The sequence below is a fragment of the Hyphomonas sp. UBA4505 genome, from assembly GCF_002388685.1.
Taxonomy (GTDB): domain Bacteria; phylum Pseudomonadota; class Alphaproteobacteria; order Caulobacterales; family Hyphomonadaceae; genus Hyphomonas.
The window spans coordinates 1-19,695 of record NZ_DGMZ01000001.1; the positions used below are offsets into that span (position 1 = coordinate 1).

Genomic DNA, 19,695 nt, shown 5'->3' on the forward strand with positions numbered 1-19,695 from the left:
CCGTTATAGTTACGGCCGCCGTTCACCGGGGCTTCAATTCAAAGCTTGCACTTCTCCTTTTAACCTTCCGGCACCGGGCAGGCGTCAGACCCTATACGTCGCCTTACGGCTTCGCAGAGCCCTGTGTTTTTGATAAACAGTCGCAACCCCCAGTTTTGTGCCCCTCAGACCTGGTTGCCCAGATTGAGGCCTCCTTCTCCCGAAGTTACGGAGGTAATTTGCCGAGTTCCTTCAACATAGTTCTCTCAAGCGCCTTGGTATGCTCTACCTGACCACCTGTGTCGGTTTCGGGTACGGTCTTATAGGGAGGCTATTTCCAGGAACTTCCAGGCTGCATTCCCAATCCAATAAGGGAATACAACTTTCGAAATCCGTCACTCATCCCTTGGCCCACGAATATTAACGTGGTTCCCATCGACTACGCCTTTCGGCCTTGCCTTAGGGGCCGGCTAACCCTGCGCAGATTAGCTTTACGCAGGAACCCTTGGTCTTTCGGCGACAGGGTCTCTCACCCTGTTTGTCGCTACTCATGTCAGCATTCTCACTTCCGATACCTCCAGCAAACCTCACGGTTCACCTTCACAGGCTTACGGAACGCTCCGCTACCACTCTTTCGAGTCCGCAATTTCGGCGAATAACTTTAGTCCCGATACATTTTCCGCGCAGAGGCGCTTGATCAGTGAGCTGTTACGCTTTCTTTAAAGGATGGCTGCTTCTAAGCCAACCTCCTGATTGTCTCAGCACCTCCACATCGTTTCGCACTTAGCTATTACTTAGGGGCCTTAATTGGCGGTCTGGGTTGTTTCCCTTTTCACGACGGACGTTAGCACCCGCCGTGTGTCTGCCACGCATAACTTCTGGGTATTCGGAGTTTGAGAAGGTTTGGTAATCCGGTGAGGACCCCTAGCCCATTCAGTGCTCTACCCCCCAGAGTCTAATCGTGACGCTCTACCTAAATAGATTTCGCGGAGAACCAGCTATCAGCAAGTTTGATTGGCCTTTCACCCCTAGACACAGGTCATCCGAGAGCTTTTCAACGCTCAACGGTTCGGCCCTCCAGTGCATGTTACTGCACCTTCAGCCTGCCCATATCTAGATCACTTGCCTTCGGGTCTAATGCTACGTACTCATTCGCCCTATTAAGACTCGCTTTCGCTGTGCCTACACCTATCGGCTTAAGCTTGCACGCAACACTAAGTCGCTGACCCATTATACAAAAGGTACGATGTCACTCCGAAGAGCTCCATCAGCTTGTAGGCATCCGGTTTCAGGATCTGTTTCACTCCCCTCATCGGGGTTCTTTTCATCATTCCCTCACGGTACTTGTTCACTATCGGTCGGTAAGGAGTACTTAGGCTTGGAGGGTGGTCCCCCCATGTTCAGACAGGATTTCACGTGTCCCGCCCTACTCTAAAAGGTCTTCATTTTACGGATACGGGGCTATCACCCACTACGGCGTACCTTCCCAGATACTTCTCCTTATTTCAGACCAGGCCTGGTCCGCGTTCGCTCGCCACTACTAACGGAGTCTCAATTGATGTCCTTTCCTCCGGGTACTTAGATGTTTCAATTCCCCGGGTTCGCTTTTTAACCCTATGTATTCAGATTAAAATATCTCACTATTGAAATGTTAGACAGGTCGAGCGCCGAAGCGCTCGAATTATCCAACATCTCGGAGATGGGTTTCCCCATTCAGAAATCACCGGATCAAAGGGTGCTCTCGCCTCCCCGGTGCTTATCGCAGAGTGCCACGTCTTTCATCGCCTCTTACCGCCAAGACATCCCCCGGATGCCCTTTTGACGCTTGATCGTTATTTGAAATCCATGTGCAGTGGAAAACGCATTTGCGCTCCACACACTGGATCTCGATCAGACATGTTGGTTTCTTGCAGACTGACCCTTTACCAATACCGCACATTGCTGCGCGGCCGGTTATTCGGCTGAGGCTGGTGACGCAGACCCACGAGGGGTGGCGGCCAGCCGGATCAATCTTTCCCTTACGATAACAAACATCCTGGAACCCTGAGGCCCCAGAAACGGACTAAACTTCTTTCGTTCGTACACCCACCAAGTAAATGGTGGAGCCAGACGGAATCGAACCGACGACCTCCTGAATGCAAATCAGGCGCTCTCCCAACTGAGCTATGGCCCCGTAGTCTGGCATCCCGCCAGGTCGCGTGCCCTGCCCTGCGTTGCCGCAGGCTTCGATGGTGGGCCGAGGAAGAGTTGAACTTCCGACCTCACGCTTATCAGGCGTGCGCTCTAACCACCTGAGCTACCGGCCCGTGACCAAGTCAGGGCCAGGCCCATCGCGGTCAAAGTCGAAGACAGGCGATAAAGCGCCCGCGGGGCTCGCTTAGTATCCAGACTCACTGAAAGCAAGCCTGAACAACGAACGAAGGAAGAGAAACGGAGACGGCGCGATAGCCGCATAGTTTTTTGTCCATCAAAGTGGACTGTCTATAGAGCTCTAGAGCCTCGCGTGAGCAAAGCAATCCAGAAGCATCCTTAGAAAGGAGGTGATCCAGCCGCAGGTTCCCCTACGGCTACCTTGTTACGACTTCATCCCAGTCACTGATCCTACCGTGGCCGCCTGCCTCCGAAGTTAGCACAGCGTCTTCGGGTAGAACCAATTCCCATGATGTGACGGGCGGTGTGTACAAGGCCCGGGAACGTATTCACCGTGGCATGCTGATCCACGATTACTAGCGATTCCACCTTCATGCCGTCGAGTTGCAGACGACAATCCGAACTGAGACAGTTTTTGGGGATTAACCCATTGTCACTGCCATTGTAGCACGTGTGTAGCCCTACCCGTAAGGGCCATGAGGACTTGACGTCATCCCCACCTTCCTCCGGCTTACCACCGGCAGTTTCCTTAGAGTGCCCACCCAAACGTGATGGCAACTAAGGATGAGGGTTGCGCTCGTTGCGGGACTTAACCCAACATCTCACGACACGAGCTGACGACAGCCATGCAGCACCTGTATCCGATCCAGCCTAACTGAAGGAATCCATCTCTGGAAACCGCGATCGGTATGTCAAGGGTAGGTAAGGTTCTGCGCGTTGCTTCGAATTAAACCACATGCTCCACCGCTTGTGCGGGCCCCCGTCAATTTCTTTGAGTTTTAATCTTGCGACCGTACTCCCCAGGCGGAGAGCTTAATGCGTTAGCTGCGTCACCGACAGGCATGCCTGCCAACAACTAGCTCTCATCGTTTACGGTGTGGACTACCAGGGTATCTAATCCTGTTTGCTCCCCACACTTTCGCACCTCAGCGTCAGTACCAGTCCAGTTAGCCGCCTTCGCCACTGGTGTTCCACCGAATATCTACGAATTTCACCTCTACACTCGGTATTCCGCTAACCTCTCCTGGTCTCTAGACTTCCAGTTTCAAATGCAGTTCCGAGGTTGAGCCCCGGGATTTCACATCTGACTTAAAAGTCCGCCTACGTGCGCTTTACGCCCAGTAATTCCGAACAACGCTAGCCCCCTTCGTATTACCGCGGCTGCTGGCACGAAGTTAGCCGGGGCTTCTTTACTAGGTACTGTCATTATCATCCCTAGCGAAAGAATTTTACAACCCTAAGGCCTTCATCATTCACGCGGCATGGCTGCATCAGGCTTTCGCCCATTGTGCAAGATTCCCCACTGCTGCCTCCCGTAGGAGTCTGGGCCGTGTCTCAGTCCCAGTGTGGCTGATCATCCTCTCAGACCAGCTATAGATCGTCGCCTTGGTAGGCCATTACCCTACCAACTAGCTAATCTAACGCGGGCCGATCTTTCACCGATAAATCTTTCCCCCGAAGGGCGTATACGGTATTACCACTCGTTTCCAAGAGCTATTCCGTAGTGAAAGGTACGTTCCCACGCGTTACTCACCCGTCTGCCACTATATCGTTCGACTTGCATGTGTTAAGCCTGCCGCCAGCGTTCGTTCTGAGCCAGAATCAAACTCTCAAGTTGAGTTGATCTGACGATACCATCCATTGGAATATGGATGGCTACTTTAGCTGTTAAGCATCAAGTATTGCGTTCTTTGACGAGAAACCCTTAGTCACAAAGGTCGGGCCGAAACCCAACCGATGGAAAAAGAATTTTCTCTTAAGAAACGCATCCGTCGTGATCGTTTGGACCGTGGCCGAAGCCCGTGTCCGCAAGCCATCACGCCGCCTGCGTTTCTCTTCCTAATCTCTTACGATGTCAAACAGCTGGAACCGAAGCTCCTAAGGTCTCCATCAGAAGCCCGTGGGCCCGTCCGGAAGAGGCGGCTTATATGGGCCGCCGCTTAGCCCGTCAACACTCTTTTTCGCGCCTTCTGCAGTTGAGTGTTTAACCACCGTTCCCGCATCAATTTAAGCGCAAAAGAACCACTTGCCGAAAAGATCCGGCTCGCAAATTCGAGCGTTTCGAGGAACCGCATATATAGCCCCTGTTCGACGAAAAGTTCAAGAACTTTTTCACCAATCAGGTGAGCTTTTCAGCGGGCCCGCTTCAGATGCCCGAGGGCGTCGTCTGCGGAAGAGGCGGCTTATATGGACCGCCCTTCTTCCCGTCAACACTCTTTTCCGCCTCTTCTGCAGTTAGGTGCCAGGCACCGTTTCCGCTTCAATTTTAGCGCAAATGAACCAGCCTGCCGAAATCATCCGGCCCGCAAATTCGAGCGTTTCGAGGAACCGACATCGACGCTCTGATTGGGGAAGAATAGAAACTTCCAAGCCATTCAGAGAACCCGGTGCCGGGCCGCCTCAGAGATCCGAAGGACTCGTCAGCGAGTGGCGGCTTATATGGACCGCCGTTCTTCCCGTCAACACCCTTTTCTGCGCTGTGTGCAGTAGAATGTTTAACCATCCATCCTGCTATGTTTACAGCGCAAAAGATCCCGTTGGCCGAACATGTCCGGCTCGCAGATCCGAGCGATTTTCAGGGAACCGATATCGAGCTCTGTCTGGGGAAGATTAGAAAACTTCCGAACCAATCAGGTGCGCCGTTACCGGGCCCCGCGTCTGAAACCCGAAGGCCTCGTCAGCGGAGGTGGCGATGTACCCCCGCCCCCCGGATGCGGCAACCCCCTAATGCAGGAATTCATCACAAAACTGCAGGAAAAAGACGGAAGCTTGTCGCGGCTTCCTGCCGGCCAATCCCAAAAGCCCAATGAATACGGGGGCTGCCCCCTAATACTGAGCGGACAGGTACGATTTCATCGCTTCTGCTTCAGCTTCCGTTTCAGCGATCTTCCACTTCACCAGATCCCCGATCGAGATCACCCCGACGAGGCGTCCGTCTGTCATGACGGGCAAATGACGAATCCTCCTGTCGGTCATAAGCTGCAACGCGTCATCTATCTTGGTGGTCGATTCGACCTTGATCACGTCGCGTGTCATCGCGTCGCCAACGTTCAATTCCAGCGCCATGGCACCCTGACGCGCCACATGGCGCACAATATCCCGCTCAGACAATACGCCGATGATGGTGCCATCATCGTCCAACGCGACCACCGCGCCGATTCGCTTACCATCCAGCGTGCGGGCTGCGGCCGCCAATGTTTCGCCGGCCTTCACCGAAATGATGGCGAATCCCTTGTCTTTCAGAATTTGGTCGATGGTCATCCATTGCCTCCCTGTGCATACGGCCCCTTTTTTGAGTGCCTGATTTTCAGAAAGCCTATCATAATTCCAATCATGACGCGATCAGGCGTGAAATTGTGCCCGGCCGAGATTGCGTGCGAGGTACCGGAACAACAGGGCCCCGGCGATGTATCCACCAATATGGGCCTGCCAGGCGATTGCCGAGCCGAACAGCGAAGGCCCCAGGAAGGCGAGAATCAGGTTGCCGACAAAAAAGACCGCGCTCGTCGTCAGGAATTTTCGGTCCAGAAGCCTGACGGGAAGCCCATTCTGGATCATCAGAGCCCCGGCAATCAGGCCGGAGACGCCACCTGAGGCCCCGATGGCCGGTGGCCCATCCGGATAGTGAGCCAGGAGATGGGCAACGGAGCCACCCACGACGCTCACCACAAACAGGCCGAGAAAGGCCAGATTGATGCTGAGGCGAGATCGCGCGATTCGCTCGATCACAGCATAGACCGGCTTGCCGACCGCAATCAGCATTACTGTATTCATGAGGACATGGGACCAGCTGCCGTGAACCAGCGCCGTTCCCGCAAGGGGAATCAGCGCATCCAGCGCATTTCCATACGGAGCATAGCCTCCAGCAATGGGAGAACCGCCTATCCAGCCCCAGAAGCGATCCGGGAAGACTGCGCCTACATCCACGAAAAGCGGGTCCAGCGCGGAGCCCGTGATGAGTCTCAGTCCGTGCATTGCAACAATGGCGAGCGCCAATGCGGTTACAAAGGGAGGCGCATTGATAATGGGGGGCGCTCGCCGTGATTGGCGCATGGACGGTCTCCTGAAACACTCGCTCACTGATAGATGGGCCTTTGAAACAGGATGTCACCCCGATTCGCGGAATGATCATCGTCGCCCTGATGCTCTACAGAGCCCACATAGGCCCGACGGCTAGCCCAGCGCGCCACCGCCCCTTTACACCTGCAGCTTCCGATCTAGTTCCTCGGGCATGTTCATACGTATCTTTCTCGGCATTATTGCCCTGACGTTCCTTGTGTTCGGAATATGGTCCTTGCTCGACCCGGCGGCCATGAGCTCATCAATGGGCGTGATCACAGGCGGCCCGAATGGGGTGTATGAAACGCGCGGGATCTATGGCGGCGTCAGCCTTGGCGCAGGTCTACTGGCAATTGCAGGCGTTTTTCGCCCGCGCATGGTCCGCCCTGCCCTGTGGTTTATCACGACTTACATGGGTGGATATGTCTTCGCGCGCATTGTCGGCCTGATTGCGGGTGATGCCCCAACGACGGATTTCCTCATGTTTGCAGGCTTCGAGGTCGCCTGCCTCGTTGTTGCCGTCGTCTCATTGGTCGCTTACCGGCCGGATTGAACTGACCAGCGCCGCATGGAAAAAGCCCCGCCGCAAGCGACGGGGCTTCCTGTTGATTCGAGGCCAAAGCCCTAGAAGGATTTGCGAACCGTCAAGCCATAAGTCGCTGGCTGGATCGGATAGCCAGAGATAGACCCCGCCTGCGCAACGGCCGGAAAGGCAACGGTGATGTACTCGTCATCAAAGATATTCCGTCCCCAGAGCGTAAAGCTCAACCCGGACTCGGTCGTCAGACCTGCCGACGCGTTGAACGTACTGACTTCTTTCTCGTCGCCGATCAGGGCCTGGTTGGCCGGTTCGTCGAAATAGTCAGACGGGCTTTCATATTGCCAGTCTGCCCGCACGAAGGCGTCATAGGTCTTCACATCAAATGTGTAGGTCGCCGAGGTAGAGGTCGAAACATCCGGAATGCCGTATGGCTTCTGGCCGGAAATGTCGCCGCTCGCCGACTCCTCGAAGCTGTCATAGACGGGATCAAGGAACGTACCGGCAAAGCTGAGCAACAAATTGTCGGTCGCATTCCATTGCGCGTCAAGCTCAAGACCTTGCGTGGATTGTTCGCCCGCATTCGCCAGCGCAAAGCCGGTGCCCGTGAAGATGTTCGACTGGAATCCCTCAATGGTCTGGTCGAAGATCGCCACATTGAACGCAAAGTCAGAATAAGCGCCTTTGACGCCCAACTCGTAGACTTTCGATTCTTCCGGCCCGGCAAAGCGCGTACCTGTGGTCAGGTTCGGCACAAGCAAACCACCTTGGGCGAGCAGCGCGTAATCCGCAGATGTTGGCCGACTGTCACGGGACAGGTTCCAGGAAGATGCCTTGAAGCCCGTCGCGTAGGAACCATAGACATTGATCGAATCGGTCAGGTCATAAGCCAGACGGAAAGTGACGGACGTGTCCTCATCATCCGTTGAACCGGTTTCTACAGCATTCGGGAAGTTCAGGAATGGCGGCAGGAACTGCAACTGTTGCAACGCGCCGGGTGCGCCGGCTGCTGTTGCCTGAATGGTCGCAAACTCCGTCGGATAAGCCGCAGCGAATGCGCCGACCGCCGCAGGATCGGTCGGATTCACGCCCGCCTGCAACAACAAGCCACCAGCCGTGGCCTGAGTGATGAACGGCGCGGCGGTATTGAGGTCCACGGCCGCAAATGTGTCAGTCGAGACAGCATTCGCAAAGGCGTCCTTGTTCACCTGGGTATAGTTCAAGCCAAAGGTCGCCGTCAGTCGATCAGTGACTTCATAGTCAATTGTACCGAACAATGATGCGGACGTGTCATCCTGACCATAGAATTCAGTGAATCCTTGTCCGGGCTGGAAGAACGTGCCGGGCGCGACACCAAAGACAACCGGCTCCAGTGATGTCAGGAGGCCGGATGACAGGATGTCGATATAGCCCCGAATATCCTGACCGTAGAGCAGTTGGTTCTCGATATCGACGGTTTCATCGAAGTAGAAGCCACCCACCATCCAGCTCAGCGGACCACTGCCATTGGAGGTCAGACGCACTTCCTGAGTGAAGGTTTCGATTTCGACATCATCGGACTTTCGGCCGAGCAGATCTGCACTCGTGAAGTCGGAGTCCTGGTTCGTGCTGAGATCGGATGTCCGGTAGGAAGTGATGCTGGTCAGCGTGAAGGCGCCGAGGTCGAAATCCCCCTGCAGCGACAGGCCGCCATTCTTGATAAGGTTCTCGGACCCGAAATTGTAGGCCACATCATAAGAGAACGGATCCTCTGCAACCAGGTTTCCGCCCAGCGCCAGGATGGCCGCACCGGTTGGACCATTGATGACGTTCGCGGCTGCACAGCAGATTTCGTCGATCTCGTCATAGTCCGCGATCAGGCGGAACGACATGTCATCATTCGGCTCCCAAAGCAGATCGCCGCGCAGGCCCCAGCGATTGCGCTCATTGGTATCCGGGCCGTCGCCAAGGTCTTCGACATAGCCATCGCGCGTATTGAAGTTTCCGCCCAGGCTGAAGGCCAGCGTGTCAGAAATCGGGCCAGTGACAAATGCGCCAGCACGGTAACCATTATAGTTGCTGACAGTGCCCTCAACATTGCCGCCCCACTCAAATTGCGGCTTCTGGGTCACGATCGAGATCACACCCGCCGATGCGTTCTTGCCGAACAGAGTCGATTGAGGTCCGCGCAGGACCTCGACGCGCTGAAGGTTTGGCAGGTCAGAAATCTGCGAGGTCGACCGAGAACGATAGACACCATCCACAAACACACCAACCGACGGCTCAATGCCGGCATTGTTGGCGCCGTTGCCGAAGCCCCGAATGATGAAGTTCGTGTTGGACGAAGACTGCTGCTGGCTCACGCGCAGCGATGGCACGACAGATTGCAGGTCTCCCAGATCCACAATCTCTGCCTTTTCGATGACGCTCTCATCCACGACCGACACTGCGACTGGCACGTCCTGGAGTGTCTGCTCGCGCTTGGTAGCCGTAATTGTCACCGTCTGGAGCGTGCGGCTTTCATCTTGGTCGGTGTCCTGCGCGTGGGCAGGCGTGGAGAGGGTTGCGAATGCAGCAATGCCAGCACTGACATAGAGCGCCGACTTGAAATGAGCCATTTCAAGAACACTAAATTTTCTGGATTTCACGTGTGGGTCCCTTTGAGCAAGTTTCGATTTTTGTAGGTGGGAGGAATTCAACGGCAACGGATGCCATACTTAATTGTCTAGTCAGATGACCATTCATGACAAGTCATGACCATGAGTAATGGTTAAGAAACCGCATATGCTCTGCTTTCTGGATAGCAGATAGCGAGTTCACAGCCGATCGCGGCGCGAGAGTTCTCCGAGGGCGCGCCTGCGTGATTCGAGTTCGTCCAATCTGTGTACCGAGATGAGACTCGCGCACCGTGCCCCAAATGACGCTTCCTGAAAATTGCTGCCTTGGAGCCGGCAAAACCTCCTCAATGGGGAAAACCTGATCACGGCGCACCCGAAATTTCCCCCGCGGGGGGAAAGCGGAACTGGAACAGATATTGCGGAACTGGTCTCCGAAGCAGGCCCAGCGGGCTTTGATATCTTTTACGGAGCGAACGCCCCTCATGCACGACCGGTCTATTCACCCGAACACACGCATTATGCTTGAAGCCTGGAAGCGCATGAGCGTTGATCCAGCCTCAGAAGAAGACCGCACACCGCGTGCGAACGACCATCCAGACCTGATCACGAATATCTTCATGATCCAGTCCACACAGGATGGCGCATGGATCTTTCGCACTGCAGGTGACGGCGTATCACAGCTGCTCGGCCGGACGTTGCCGAATCATGACTTTCTCGCGCTTTGGACAGGTCCCGACCGGTCCATGGTCTCGGGCTTGCTGGATGCTGTAAGGCTGGACAGCGCTCCGGGCGTGATCCGCGGCAGCGGCGAAACCCTTACCGGCCAACGTGTTGAAGTAGAGATCACGCTGATGCCGCTGGCTCAGTCTTCCGTAGACGGAAATGTGACCCGTTTCCTCGGCCTTTACCAGACCCTCGGCGGCCTGCCGATGCTCAAGGGCAGACCAATCTGGCGCCACCGGCTGGCTATGCTGGTGCCCCCGGATACGCGTCGCTCGGAACCAGCCCTGAAACTGGTCGCAAGCAACGCGCACTGAACTCTTCGAGGGTCAGGCAGCCACAGTCTCCGGCTCTTCCGCCGCGAGAGGCTCCTTACCAAGAATCATGTCGGCAGCCTTCTCGGCGATCATGATCGTCGGTGCGTTGGTGTTGCCACCGATCAGTGTTGGAATCACGGACGCATCGACCACGCGCAAGCCTTCGACACCCCGTACACGTAATTCTCCATCGACAGGCGCGTCGTCGCCCGCACCCATCGCGACTGTGCCAATCGGGTGATAGATCGTCTCGCCGGTCCGCCGGATGAAGGCATCAATATCCTCATCCGTCTTCACGCTCTCGCCGGGCATCATCTCTGCGCCTGTGAACGGCCGCAAGGCATTCTGCGAGCATAGATCACGCAGCATCTTCACCGCTTCGCGCATTGCGCGGCGATCTTCCTCAGCTTCGAGATAGTTCGGATCGATGGCCGGATGCTGGAACGGATCAGATGAGGCCAGGCATACCGTACCGCGGCTTTCCGGGCGCAGCTGGCAAGCGTGGACCGTATAGCCGTCCTTGTTTGCCTGGTGCTTGGCGTGGTCCATCATGATGGCATTGACGAAGTGAAGCTGAAGATCCGGCATTTCCAGGCCCTCACGCGACTTCAGGAATGCTCCCGCCTGAAGATGGTTGTCGGCGCCTGCGCCTGTCTGGTTCATGAGATACTGCAAACCAACGCCGATCTTCTTGAGCCCCTTCTGCATGGAGTAGGCAGAAATCGGCTGGGTCATCTCATGGATGACGGTCAGGTCCAGATGATCTTGCAGGTTCTGGCCGACATTCGGGGATTTCACCTCCGTCTTGATGTCAAAGCGGCCCAGATGGTCCGGATTACCAATGCCTGAGAGTTGCAGCAATTGCGGCGACTGAACTGCGCCAGCACAGACAATGACTTCGCTTGATGCATGGATTTCCTGAGCCAATCGGCCCTTGCCTTCAACCACTTCGACGCCGGTCGCCCGCCCCTTCTCCATGAGAATCCTGGTGACAAGCCCCGTCGAGATCACGGTGAGATTGTCCCGGACACCAACTATGGGGCGCAAATAGCCATATGACGCGCTCCAGCGCTCACCCTTGTGGATTGTCCTTTGATAGCGGCCAAAGCCCTCTTGCTCTGCGCCATTGAAATCTTTCGTGCTGGCATATCCGGCCTGTTCTCCGGCTTGCAGAAAGGCCCGGTAGATCGGCGACGATAGCGGACTCTCGGAAACTTTGAGGGGCCCACTCGCCCCATGATAAGCGGAATCGCCGCCTTCATAGCCCTCTGATTTCCGGAAATAGGGCAGCACATCTGCGAAACTCCAGCCGCGCAGCCCCATTTGGGCCCACTGATCGTAGTCGCGAGCATGTCCACGAATATAGATCATGCCATTGATTGAGGACGATCCTCCCCAGCCCTTGCCACGTGGCCACCAGAGTTTGCGTCCATTCATGTGCTTTTGGGGTTCGGTCCAGAATCCCCAATTGTAAGCGCCCTCCGCTTTGATGAGATTTCCTACCCCAGCGGGCATTCTTACCATCAGAGCATTATCTTTCTTACCAGCCTCAACCAGACAGACCTTGATCGTCGGGTCTTCGCTCAACCTGTTGGCAAGAGCGCAGCCTGCACTACCTGCACCAACAATCACATAATCATACGTCTCCATGAATGGAGCACCTCCCATTAAACCCTATGGTGAAGGAATTCCGCAATTCCATCTGTTTCCCGCAACAGTTTGTGAACGAAACTGGCGTAAGTAAAGTCTAGATGGAGAAGTACAGGCAGGTTGCCCCAACGGCCTCAGGAGATTCCACATGCCAGCACTAGACTTGTCAGTGCCGCAGTTCAAACCGGTGATCAACACCGAAGAGGATCGTCGCCAATACAAGCGAGTCGATCTCGAGCTGGAAGGCTGCTTCCTCGATGAAACCAGCGAAGATCATCAACTTGTAACCGAAAACCTGTCCTGCTCCGGCGCCTTTATGCGGGCTGCTACGGTCCCAGTGCCGGGCTCCAATGTGATTTGCTATTTCGACGATCTGGGTCGCGTCGCCGGGACGGTCGTGCGCACTTCCAAGGATGGGTTCGCGGTTGAATTCAACGTCGTGCCACACAAGCGCAAGAAACTTGCAGACCGCCTGAGCTGGCTGATCAACAAGGATTTGATGGAAGCGCCCGAACAGCGCGCGGCCGCCCGCTTTCCTACCGGAGGCCCGGCCTTTATCGGCCGCAAGGATGGCATGCAGATCCCTTGTACGGTCGTCGACATCTCCCTCACGGGCGCCAGCTTCCAGACTAATGGCCAGTTCCAGCCTCCGCCAATTGGTGAAGTCGTCACAGCCGGCAACTTGCGGGGCCGCGTCGTGCGCTCCAGCCAGACCGAATTCGCCGTGAACTTCCTGCGCCCGGACGAGGACGACGCCTAGTCGATGCGTTTTACGCTGTTGCGATGGCGTTTCCAGTTCTCCACATAATGCACTGCTGACATTCGGATCACCTGTATCTGGTGGTCGGAGATCTCCTTCACCACCTTGCCCGGCGCGCCCATGACGAGCGAATTGTCGGGGATTACCTTGCCTTCGGGAATCAATGTGTGCGCCCCAATGATGCAATTCTTGCCAATCTTGGCGTTGTTCAGAATGGTCGAACCAATACCGATCAGCGTTTCTTCGCCGATCGTGCACCCATGAAGCATCACCATATGGCCGACGGTCACGTCTCGCCCAATCGTTAGCGGGCATCCGACATCGGTGTGGAGCACGCTGCCATCCTGGATATTGGAATTCTCGCCAATCGTGATCGGGTCGTTATCGCCGCGCAGCACGGCACCATACCAAACCGAGGCGTTCTCCTTCATCACGACATTGCCCATGACCTGCGCATTGTCGGCTACCCAGTAACTGCCACTCTCCGGTAGGGTCGGTCGGGTTCCGTCAATCTCGTAAATAGCCATGGGTCTTGCGTCTCCTCATTATTTCGCGGGCGGAATTATCATTTAATCTTCTGATAACCTTGGTACACTCTAATCATCAACAGATTCGGAGTTGGAGACGGTCATCACCAGACCTTGTCACACCCCGCCGCCCGGAGAACGCTCCCGGGAACTGGCCACACCGCCCACGGGGCGGATGGCCCTTTCTTCCTCCCAGTTTCCGCCAAGCCATCGCGCGATTCCGCCGGTGGCTTTTTTCTTGCCCGCAACCAAGGAGAACTTCCATGGGTAAACGCAATGCAGCAAAACGGATGAAGCAAGGTTCAGAGATGAACCCGAATATCTGGTTCGAGGAGGGTGCCCGCGGCAAAGGCCCGAAGCTGCAAGCCATAGAAGGCGGACGAGGCTGGCATCCAGACGATGCCGACCCGAAACAAGAACATCAGCGTGCTGAAGGTGGTCGCACACAACGTTACCAGAAAACAGTCAAGCCCCGCACCGAGAACCAGGCCGAACTGATGAAGGCCATGGATGACAAGGCGCTTGTCGCGGCACTCGGCCCTGCCGGGACGGGCAAGACATATCTTGCCGTCTGCAAAGCGGTCGAGGCGCTGCAGAAGGGCAAGGTCGCCCGGATCATTCTGTCTCGCCCTGCGGTCGAAGCTGGCGAGCAGATCGGTTTCCTGCCCGGCGCAATGGAAGACAAGCTTGCCCCGTACCTGCGTCCTCTTTACGACGCACTGTCCGACCGGCTCTCGCCCGGACAGCTGAAGCACATGCTGGCCGAAGGGGTCATCGAGATTGCCCCGATCGGGTTCATGCGGGGCCGAACCCTGAACAATGCCTTCATCGTCATCGATGAGGCACAGAACTGCACTTACACCCAGCTGAAGATGTTGCTCACCCGACTGGGCTGGCACTCGACGATGGTTATCACGGGTGATCCGGCCCAGTCTGACCTGCTGCCGGAATTCTCAGGCCTCGCGAATGCCGCCGAACGGCTCGAAAAACTCGGCGGAGCCTCAGTCATTCGCCTCGAAGGCAAGGATGTTGTCCGCCATCCACTTGTCGCGGAAATGCTCGACGTTCTTTAGTCTGACTTCAAATGAGTATCTCGCCCGCCCTGGAGATTCTTCGGGGCGGGCTTTTTTTAGCGTCAGGCGTTTCGCGTGATCCAGTCCGGATAGCTGACATTCGACCAATCGCCAAAGCCAAACCGGTCCACTTGCCGGGTGAGTTCAGCGGGGTTCTCATGTTCCAGGCACAGTGTGGAATACTGCTGCCCGCCCAGAGAGGCCTTCGCGATCTCCGCGCGCAGGCCACCCGCATCGGTAGCTATGTGACGTCGCTTGTCGACCACGACTTCGTCTCCTTCCGCGAGCAATGCCTCCCGTAACGCCGCCAGGCTGGTCAGCGCTGTGGGAATGGTGGGAAAAAGACGCGCCAGCGTCGCCCGGTCTTCATCATCCAATGGAAAACGGGAGGAAACGACCGGCCGCCAATGTTCGAGGCCGCCGTCACGAGTCAGCAATTCCTTGATCCCGAACTGCGCCCCGCCCCGCAATTTGGCTTGGGTTGGCGCGCGGGATGGCACACGGAAATAGATGTCGGTGCGGGGAGGCTCGGCGGCGAAATCCAGCGCGGCCCGCAGGCGCTGCTCAATCGCGACGACTGCCTCCGGCCAGATCCGGTATTCCCATAGAGCCGGATTAGCTGTCCCCATGCTCGTCCCCTTTTCCGATCGGGGGTTTTCCGAACCAATGTGTTTCCAACATTCGGATCGGCAGCAGGATCAGGACCGACAGCAGCACAGCAAGGAAAGCGAGCCGGAGATAGCCCGCCCCGCAAGCCAGGCCAATCGCGCCTGCGAGCCAGATACTGGCGCCGGTCGTCAGTCCTCGCACGGACCCACGGCCATGGATGATGGTGCCAGCCGCCAGGAAGGCAACCCCCGCCGTCACAGCTTGCACGACACGCGTCGGGTCAAGCTGGGTGATGTCGTCATCCCCGCCGAAGGAATGGATCATCTCGATGGCAATCAACATGAATACGGACGAAGCAAGCGCCGTCAGCATATGCGTTCGCAAGCCGGCGGGCCGGTCGCGAACCTCGCGTTCAAACCCGACGATCAGGCCCGCCACACACGCTGCCAGCAGCCGCGTAGACATGACGCCCAAGGGCACATCGCTGTCGAAGGAAAGCTTCAGCAGATCGTCCATTCAGGACGAACGTACAAGATGCCGTTTGGTTGCGCTGGAAGGCCTAGGCTTCGTCGTCCTCGCCCTTGGCTACCGACGCGGCGAGCGCCGCCGACAGGAAGAGATCAATATCGCCATCCAGCACGCCGGACGTGTCGGAAGTTTCGACCTCTGTCCGGAGATCCTTCACCATCTGATAGGGCTGGAGCACATAGGAGCGAATCTGGTGGCCGAAACCAATAGCGCTTTTCTCTGCATACTGCGCATCGGCGACTGAACGGCGGGTCTGCAATTCCAGCTCATAGAGCTTGGAACGCAGCATCTGCCAGGCCTGGTCCCGGTTGCGGTGTTGCGACCGGTCGTTCTGGCATTGCACCACGATGCCCGTCGGCTCGTGCGTCAGGCGGACGGCGGAATCGGTCCGGTTAACGTGCTGGCCACCCGCGCCGGATGCGCGATACGTATCGGTGCGCACATCCGACGGATTGATTTCGATCTCGATATTGTCGTCGATCACGGGCGTGACGGCGACCGACGCGAAGCTCGTATGGCGGCGCGCCGAGGAGTCGAATGGCGAAATCCGCACAAGGCGATGCACGCCCGTTTCTGATTTGAGCCAGCCATAGGCATTCTCGCCCTTGAACTGGAGCGTAGCAGACTTGATCCCGGCTTCCTCGCCTTCGCGCTCGTCGAGTTCCTCGACCTTCATATCGTGCGCCTCGGCCCAGCGGACATACATGCGGCGCAGGATATTGGCCCAGTCCTGGCTTTCTGTGCCGCCTTCGCCCGCATTGATCTGGATGAAACAATCATTGCCGTCGGCTTCACCGGACAGTAGCGCCGCGAGTTCGGCCTTCTCGGCGCGCGCCGCGGCCTTTTTCAGATTGGCCTCAATATCGGCAATCATGTCGTCATCGCCCTCGGCGAGTTCGAGCAATTCCTCGGCATCATTGGCTTCGCGCTGCAGCGCTTCGACGGTCTCAATGCCGTCAGCAAGGCGCTGGCGCTCGCGCATCATGGCCTGGGCGGCCTGCGGGTCGTCCCAGAAATCCGGGCGCTCGGAGAGTGCAGTCAGCTCATCGAGACGTTTTGTGGCTGTATCCCAGTCAAAGACGCCTCCGTAGCAAATCGGCGGACTGGCGGATCTGGTCTGTAAGCGTTTTGATTTCTGCGGACATGGGATCAGCCTCTATTTGCACACGTCATTGAAAATGCGAGAGGCGGGGCATAGCGCGCCCGCCTCTCTGCGTCAAAAGTCGATTTGTCAGTAAATGTCGCCGAGATTGTCATCCACTGGCGCTTCAGGCGCTGGGCGTGGCTGTCCGGGCTGGCCCGGGAACAGTCCCTGATCCTCCTGAACAATGCCGGCATCTCGCTCCGGATCGAATCCACCCGATGCGGCGCCTGTACCTGCTCCGCAATTCCCCGAAATAGACAGGCAGTCGCTGGTATCGCGGAAGGCGCTCATGCCGGGCTCGGTGCCGGGGCGGAATGCTTCATCAATGATGACTGCCGTGTCCGGTCCAGGCAGTTCACCCGTGCGCGCATCGATTTTCACGAGGCGTACGCCAGGCGGAATACGGAACGGAATGGCCGGATCATCTGCCAGCGCCTTTTCCATGAATTCGGTGAAGATCGGCGCAGCAACCGAACCGCCAGCCTCCCCCTCGCCAAGCGAACGGTTGTCATCGAAGCCGACGCGAACACCGACGACGAGGTCCGGAGAATAGCCCATGAACACCGCGTCGCGATACTCATCTGTCGTACCGGTCTTGCCAGCCAGCGGCTTGCCAACCCTTCTGGCCCGGCGGCCTGTCCCGCGTTCGACCACGCCTTCCAGCATATGCGTCACCTGGTAGGCCACGATCGGGTCCAGAACCTGCTCGCCAACTTCCTCAAGTTGAGGCGGTTCCCCGCCGTTCCAAACTTCAGCATGACAATCTTGGCACGGACGCTCGTCATGCTGGAACAAGGTGCGGCCATGACGGTCCTGCACCCGGTCCAGAAGGGTTGGGTTGATCTTCCGGCCACCATTCACAAAGCCCGCATAGCCACGCGCCATGTCGATCAGATAGGCATCCCCGGCGCCCAGCGACATGGCTGGATAAGGTGGCAGGTCTTCATAGACGCCCATGCGTTCGGCAAGGTCAGACACAGCATCCATGCCGATGTCCTGCGCAACGCGCGCCGTGACAAGGTTCAGCGATTTCTCGAGCGCAATGCGCAACGTGACCATGCCGTAGGTGCGCCCTTCGGTATAGTTTGATGGGCGCCAATAATCATCCGTAGACACGTCGAACGCCACGAAGGGGGCATCCAGCATCCGGCTGGCCGGCGTATAACCCTTTTCCAGGGCAGCCGCGTAGACAAACGCCTTGAAGCTCGAACCCGGCTGACGCTTCGATTGCGTGACCCGATTATAGCTCGACTTGAAGAAAGAATACCCGCCCTGCATTGCCAGGATGCGTCCGGTATGCGGGTCCAGCGCGACCAGCGCACCATCCGCTTCCGGCACCTGCCGCAATATCGCATTGCCAACCGGGATCATCATCGGCTCGGGTTCTGGCTGGTCGATCTCGTCGCCATCCGGGTCGAGTTCCAATTCTGCCGGCGCAGCTGTCTCTTCGGCATTCAGAACTTTACGCTTCAATTCGGCGATCACGACGTCGCCCACATTCAGGCCGCCCTTGCCTTCGGCCGGCTTGTAAGTCGCAGCCCATTCGACTTCCTCGGTGGGCAACGGGATGGTCGCGCCATCTGTCAGCAGCAATTCAGCGCCTCTGGAGCCAAGCTTGGTAACCAGCGCAGCTTCCCAAGTGCCATAGCCACCGGGCAGTTTCACATCGTCCAGCTGTTCGAGAATGTCTTCAGCCTTCGGGTCCAATGTCGTGACAGGACCGCGCCAACCATGACGACGGTCATAAGCAATCAATCCGTTCTGCAACGCATCTTGCGCGGCCAGCTGCAGCTTGGTGTCGATGGTTGAACGAATGGAAAGCCCGCCTTGCTGGAGCGTGTCTTCACCATATGACTTGATCAGGTCCCGGCGCAGCTCCTGTACGAAATAGGTCGCTGCCGCATATTCCGGCCCTTTCAGGCGACGCGTCGTTGTCAGTGGCTTTGCAACAGCTTCGTCGGCCTCTTCGCGCGTGATGTAGCCATCCTCGACCATACGGCGCAAAACATAGTTCCGGCGCTGAAGCAGGCGCTTGGGACGACTATAGGGGTTCACCGACGAAGGTGCCTTGGCCAGCGATGCGAGGATCGCAGCTTCCGAGAGGTCGAGTTCCGGCAGTGACTTGTCAAAATAGTTCAGCGCCGCCGAGCCGACACCGTATGAGCGATATCCGAGATAGATTTCATTGAGATAGAGTTCCAGAATCTCTTCCTTGGAGAATTCCTTCTCCATGCGCTGTGCGATGATCGCTTCCTTGGCCTTCCGGGTCAGGTTCTGGTCGCGTGTCAGCAGCATGTTCTTGGCGACCTGCTGGGTGATCGTTGAACCACCTTCAAGCCCACCGGACCGGGTGATCTTGTTCTTTGCAGAGTTCAGCCCACCGCGCACAATACCTTTATAATCGAGCCCGCCATGCGTGAAGAAACTCTTGTCCTCGGCCGACACGAATGCGTACACGACATGGTTCGGGATGGATTCATACGGAACAAACACCCGGTGCTGGTCTGCAAATTCGGCGATCAGCGTGCCATCGCCCGCATGGACCCGCGACGTAATCGGCGGCTCATATTGCTTCAGCTTGGCGATGGACGGCACTTGGCGGCCAAGGGCTGCGAAATACAGCCACAACGCCACGAAACCGAGCGCTGCAAGCACGAAGCCCAGAATGACCAGGCGGCGGGCCCAAACCCAAACCCAAGGGGGGCCGGGCAGAAACCGGCGCTTTGGTTCAGGTTCCTGCATGTGAGGATTCATATGATTCGACATAGTTTTCCCGTCAGCGTTCGCATCGCGGAATCGCATTGATATCCGGCAATAGTAAGGC

12 protein-coding genes, 2 tRNA genes, 2 rRNA genes and 1 pseudogene are annotated in these 19,695 nt (G+C 57.0%); 4 read left to right on the forward strand and 13 right to left on the reverse strand.

What is annotated here, in order from left to right; genetic code table 11:
- The 6 genes from B3527_RS00005 to B3527_RS00030 form a co-directional block, all read right to left on the reverse strand.
- Positions 1 to 1,810: ribosomal RNA gene (locus B3527_RS00005) — 23S ribosomal RNA — on the reverse strand; the annotation flags it as partial.
- Positions 1,811 to 2,076: 266 nt separating this feature from the next.
- Positions 2,077 to 2,152: transfer RNA gene (locus tag B3527_RS00010), tRNA-Ala, on the reverse strand.
- 56 nt (positions 2,153 to 2,208) lie between these two features.
- Positions 2,209 to 2,285, reverse strand: a tRNA-Ile gene (locus B3527_RS00015).
- Positions 2,286 to 2,512: 227 nt separating this feature from the next.
- Positions 2,513 to 3,967: ribosomal RNA gene (locus tag B3527_RS00020) — 16S ribosomal RNA — on the reverse strand.
- 1,208 nt (positions 3,968 to 5,175) lie between these two features.
- Complete coding sequence (locus B3527_RS00025) at positions 5,176 to 5,610, reverse strand: CBS domain-containing protein (protein WP_290479461.1); 435 nt, start codon at positions 5,608 to 5,610, stop codon at positions 5,176 to 5,178.
- An 81-nt stretch (positions 5,611 to 5,691) separates the two neighbouring features.
- Positions 5,692 to 6,402 (reverse strand): rhomboid family intramembrane serine protease, encoded by a 711-nt coding sequence (locus B3527_RS00030; RefSeq protein WP_290479460.1) that lies wholly within the window; start codon positions 6,400 to 6,402, stop codon positions 5,692 to 5,694.
- A 178-nt stretch (positions 6,403 to 6,580) separates the two neighbouring features.
- Between B3527_RS00030 and B3527_RS00035 the strand changes: the two genes are divergently transcribed.
- Positions 6,581 to 6,961, forward strand: coding sequence for a DUF4345 domain-containing protein (locus tag B3527_RS00035; RefSeq protein ID WP_290479459.1), 381 nt, complete (start codon positions 6,581 to 6,583; stop codon positions 6,959 to 6,961).
- 71 nt (positions 6,962 to 7,032) lie between these two features.
- On the opposite strand, the gene B3527_RS00040 is transcribed toward B3527_RS00035, so the two are convergent.
- Positions 7,033 to 9,573, reverse strand: a complete 2,541-nt coding sequence (locus B3527_RS00040; protein ID WP_290481752.1) for a TonB-dependent receptor — start codon at positions 9,571 to 9,573, stop codon at positions 7,033 to 7,035.
- A 452-nt stretch (positions 9,574 to 10,025) separates the two neighbouring features.
- Between B3527_RS00040 and B3527_RS00045 the strand changes: the two genes are divergently transcribed.
- Entirely contained in the window at positions 10,026 to 10,580 is a 555-nt protein-coding gene (locus B3527_RS00045) for a PAS domain-containing protein (RefSeq protein ID WP_084333010.1), read from the forward strand.
- Between the two features lie 12 nt (positions 10,581 to 10,592).
- Here the strand turns inward: B3527_RS00045 and B3527_RS00050 are convergent, their stop codons facing one another.
- Positions 10,593 to 12,230, reverse strand: coding sequence for a choline dehydrogenase (locus tag B3527_RS00050; protein ID WP_206990852.1), 1,638 nt, complete (start codon positions 12,228 to 12,230; stop codon positions 10,593 to 10,595).
- Positions 12,231 to 12,378: 148 nt separating this feature from the next.
- On the opposite strand from B3527_RS00050, the gene B3527_RS00055 reads away from it, so the two are divergent.
- Positions 12,379 to 12,990 (forward strand): PilZ domain-containing protein, encoded by a 612-nt coding sequence (locus B3527_RS00055; RefSeq protein WP_206990853.1) that lies wholly within the window; start codon positions 12,379 to 12,381, stop codon positions 12,988 to 12,990.
- A gap of 170 nt (positions 12,991 to 13,160) precedes the next feature.
- Here B3527_RS00055 and B3527_RS00060 read toward each other — a convergent pair.
- A pseudogene (locus tag B3527_RS00060) lies at positions 13,161 to 13,517 on the reverse strand (gamma carbonic anhydrase family protein); the annotation flags it as partial.
- Between the two features lie 263 nt (positions 13,518 to 13,780).
- Here B3527_RS00060 and B3527_RS00065 point away from each other — a divergent pair.
- Positions 13,781 to 14,590: a PhoH family protein gene (locus B3527_RS00065; protein WP_206990855.1), complete on the forward strand. Its 810-nt coding sequence runs from the start codon at positions 13,781 to 13,783 to the stop codon at positions 14,588 to 14,590.
- A gap of 62 nt (positions 14,591 to 14,652) precedes the next feature.
- Here the strand turns inward: B3527_RS00065 and B3527_RS00070 are convergent, their stop codons facing one another.
- From B3527_RS00070 to B3527_RS00085, 4 genes are all read right to left on the reverse strand, one after another.
- Positions 14,653 to 15,219 carry a hypothetical protein gene (locus tag B3527_RS00070; protein WP_290479458.1) on the reverse strand — a complete coding sequence of 189 codons (567 nt, stop codon included), beginning with the start codon at positions 15,217 to 15,219 and terminating at the stop codon, positions 14,653 to 14,655.
- A complete protein-coding gene (locus B3527_RS00075) occupies positions 15,206 to 15,715 on the reverse strand; it encodes an MgtC/SapB family protein (RefSeq protein ID WP_206990857.1) in 510 nt (169 codons plus the stop codon). Before B3527_RS00075 ends, B3527_RS00070 begins: the two co-directional genes overlap by 14 nt.
- A 43-nt stretch (positions 15,716 to 15,758) precedes the next feature.
- Positions 15,759 to 16,872 (reverse strand): peptide chain release factor 2 gene (gene prfB, locus B3527_RS00080; RefSeq protein WP_156947800.1). Its coding sequence is split into 2 segments (ribosomal slippage): positions 15,759 to 16,802 and positions 16,804 to 16,872, totalling 1,113 coding nucleotides; the frame shifts between segments, so codons are not numbered across the junction.
- An 86-nt stretch (positions 16,873 to 16,958) separates the two neighbouring features.
- Positions 16,959 to 19,613, reverse strand: coding sequence for a penicillin-binding protein 1A (locus B3527_RS00085; RefSeq protein WP_290479457.1), 2,655 nt, complete (start codon positions 19,611 to 19,613; stop codon positions 16,959 to 16,961).
- Positions 19,614 to 19,695 lie beyond the last annotated feature (82 nt).

What these genes read in the sequence shown, in the direction of transcription:
- B3527_RS00025 (WP_290479461.1), bottom strand. Translation starts at nt 5,610, where the DNA reads ATGACCATCGACCAAATTCTGAAAGACAAGGGATTCGCCATCATTTCG.
- B3527_RS00030 (WP_290479460.1), bottom strand. Translation starts at nt 6,402, where the DNA reads ATGCGCCAATCACGGCGAGCGCCCCCCATTATCAATGCGCCTCCCTTT.
- B3527_RS00035 (WP_290479459.1), top strand. Translation starts at nt 6,581, where the DNA reads ATGTTCATACGTATCTTTCTCGGCATTATTGCCCTGACGTTCCTTGTG.
- B3527_RS00045 (WP_084333010.1), top strand. Translation starts at nt 10,026, where the DNA reads ATGCACGACCGGTCTATTCACCCGAACACACGCATTATGCTTGAAGCC.
- B3527_RS00050 (WP_206990852.1), bottom strand. Translation starts at nt 12,230, where the DNA reads ATGGAGACGTATGATTATGTGATTGTTGGTGCAGGTAGTGCAGGCTGC.
- B3527_RS00055 (WP_206990853.1), top strand. Translation starts at nt 12,379, where the DNA reads ATGCCAGCACTAGACTTGTCAGTGCCGCAGTTCAAACCGGTGATCAAC.
- B3527_RS00065 (WP_206990855.1), top strand. Translation starts at nt 13,781, where the DNA reads ATGGGTAAACGCAATGCAGCAAAACGGATGAAGCAAGGTTCAGAGATG.
- B3527_RS00070 (WP_290479458.1), bottom strand. Translation starts at nt 15,219, where the DNA reads ATGGGGACAGCTAATCCGGCTCTATGGGAATACCGGATCTGGCCGGAG.
- B3527_RS00075 (WP_206990857.1), bottom strand. Translation starts at nt 15,715, where the DNA reads ATGGACGATCTGCTGAAGCTTTCCTTCGACAGCGATGTGCCCTTGGGC.
- B3527_RS00085 (WP_290479457.1), bottom strand. Translation starts at nt 19,613, where the DNA reads ATGCAGGAACCTGAACCAAAGCGCCGGTTTCTGCCCGGCCCCCCTTGG.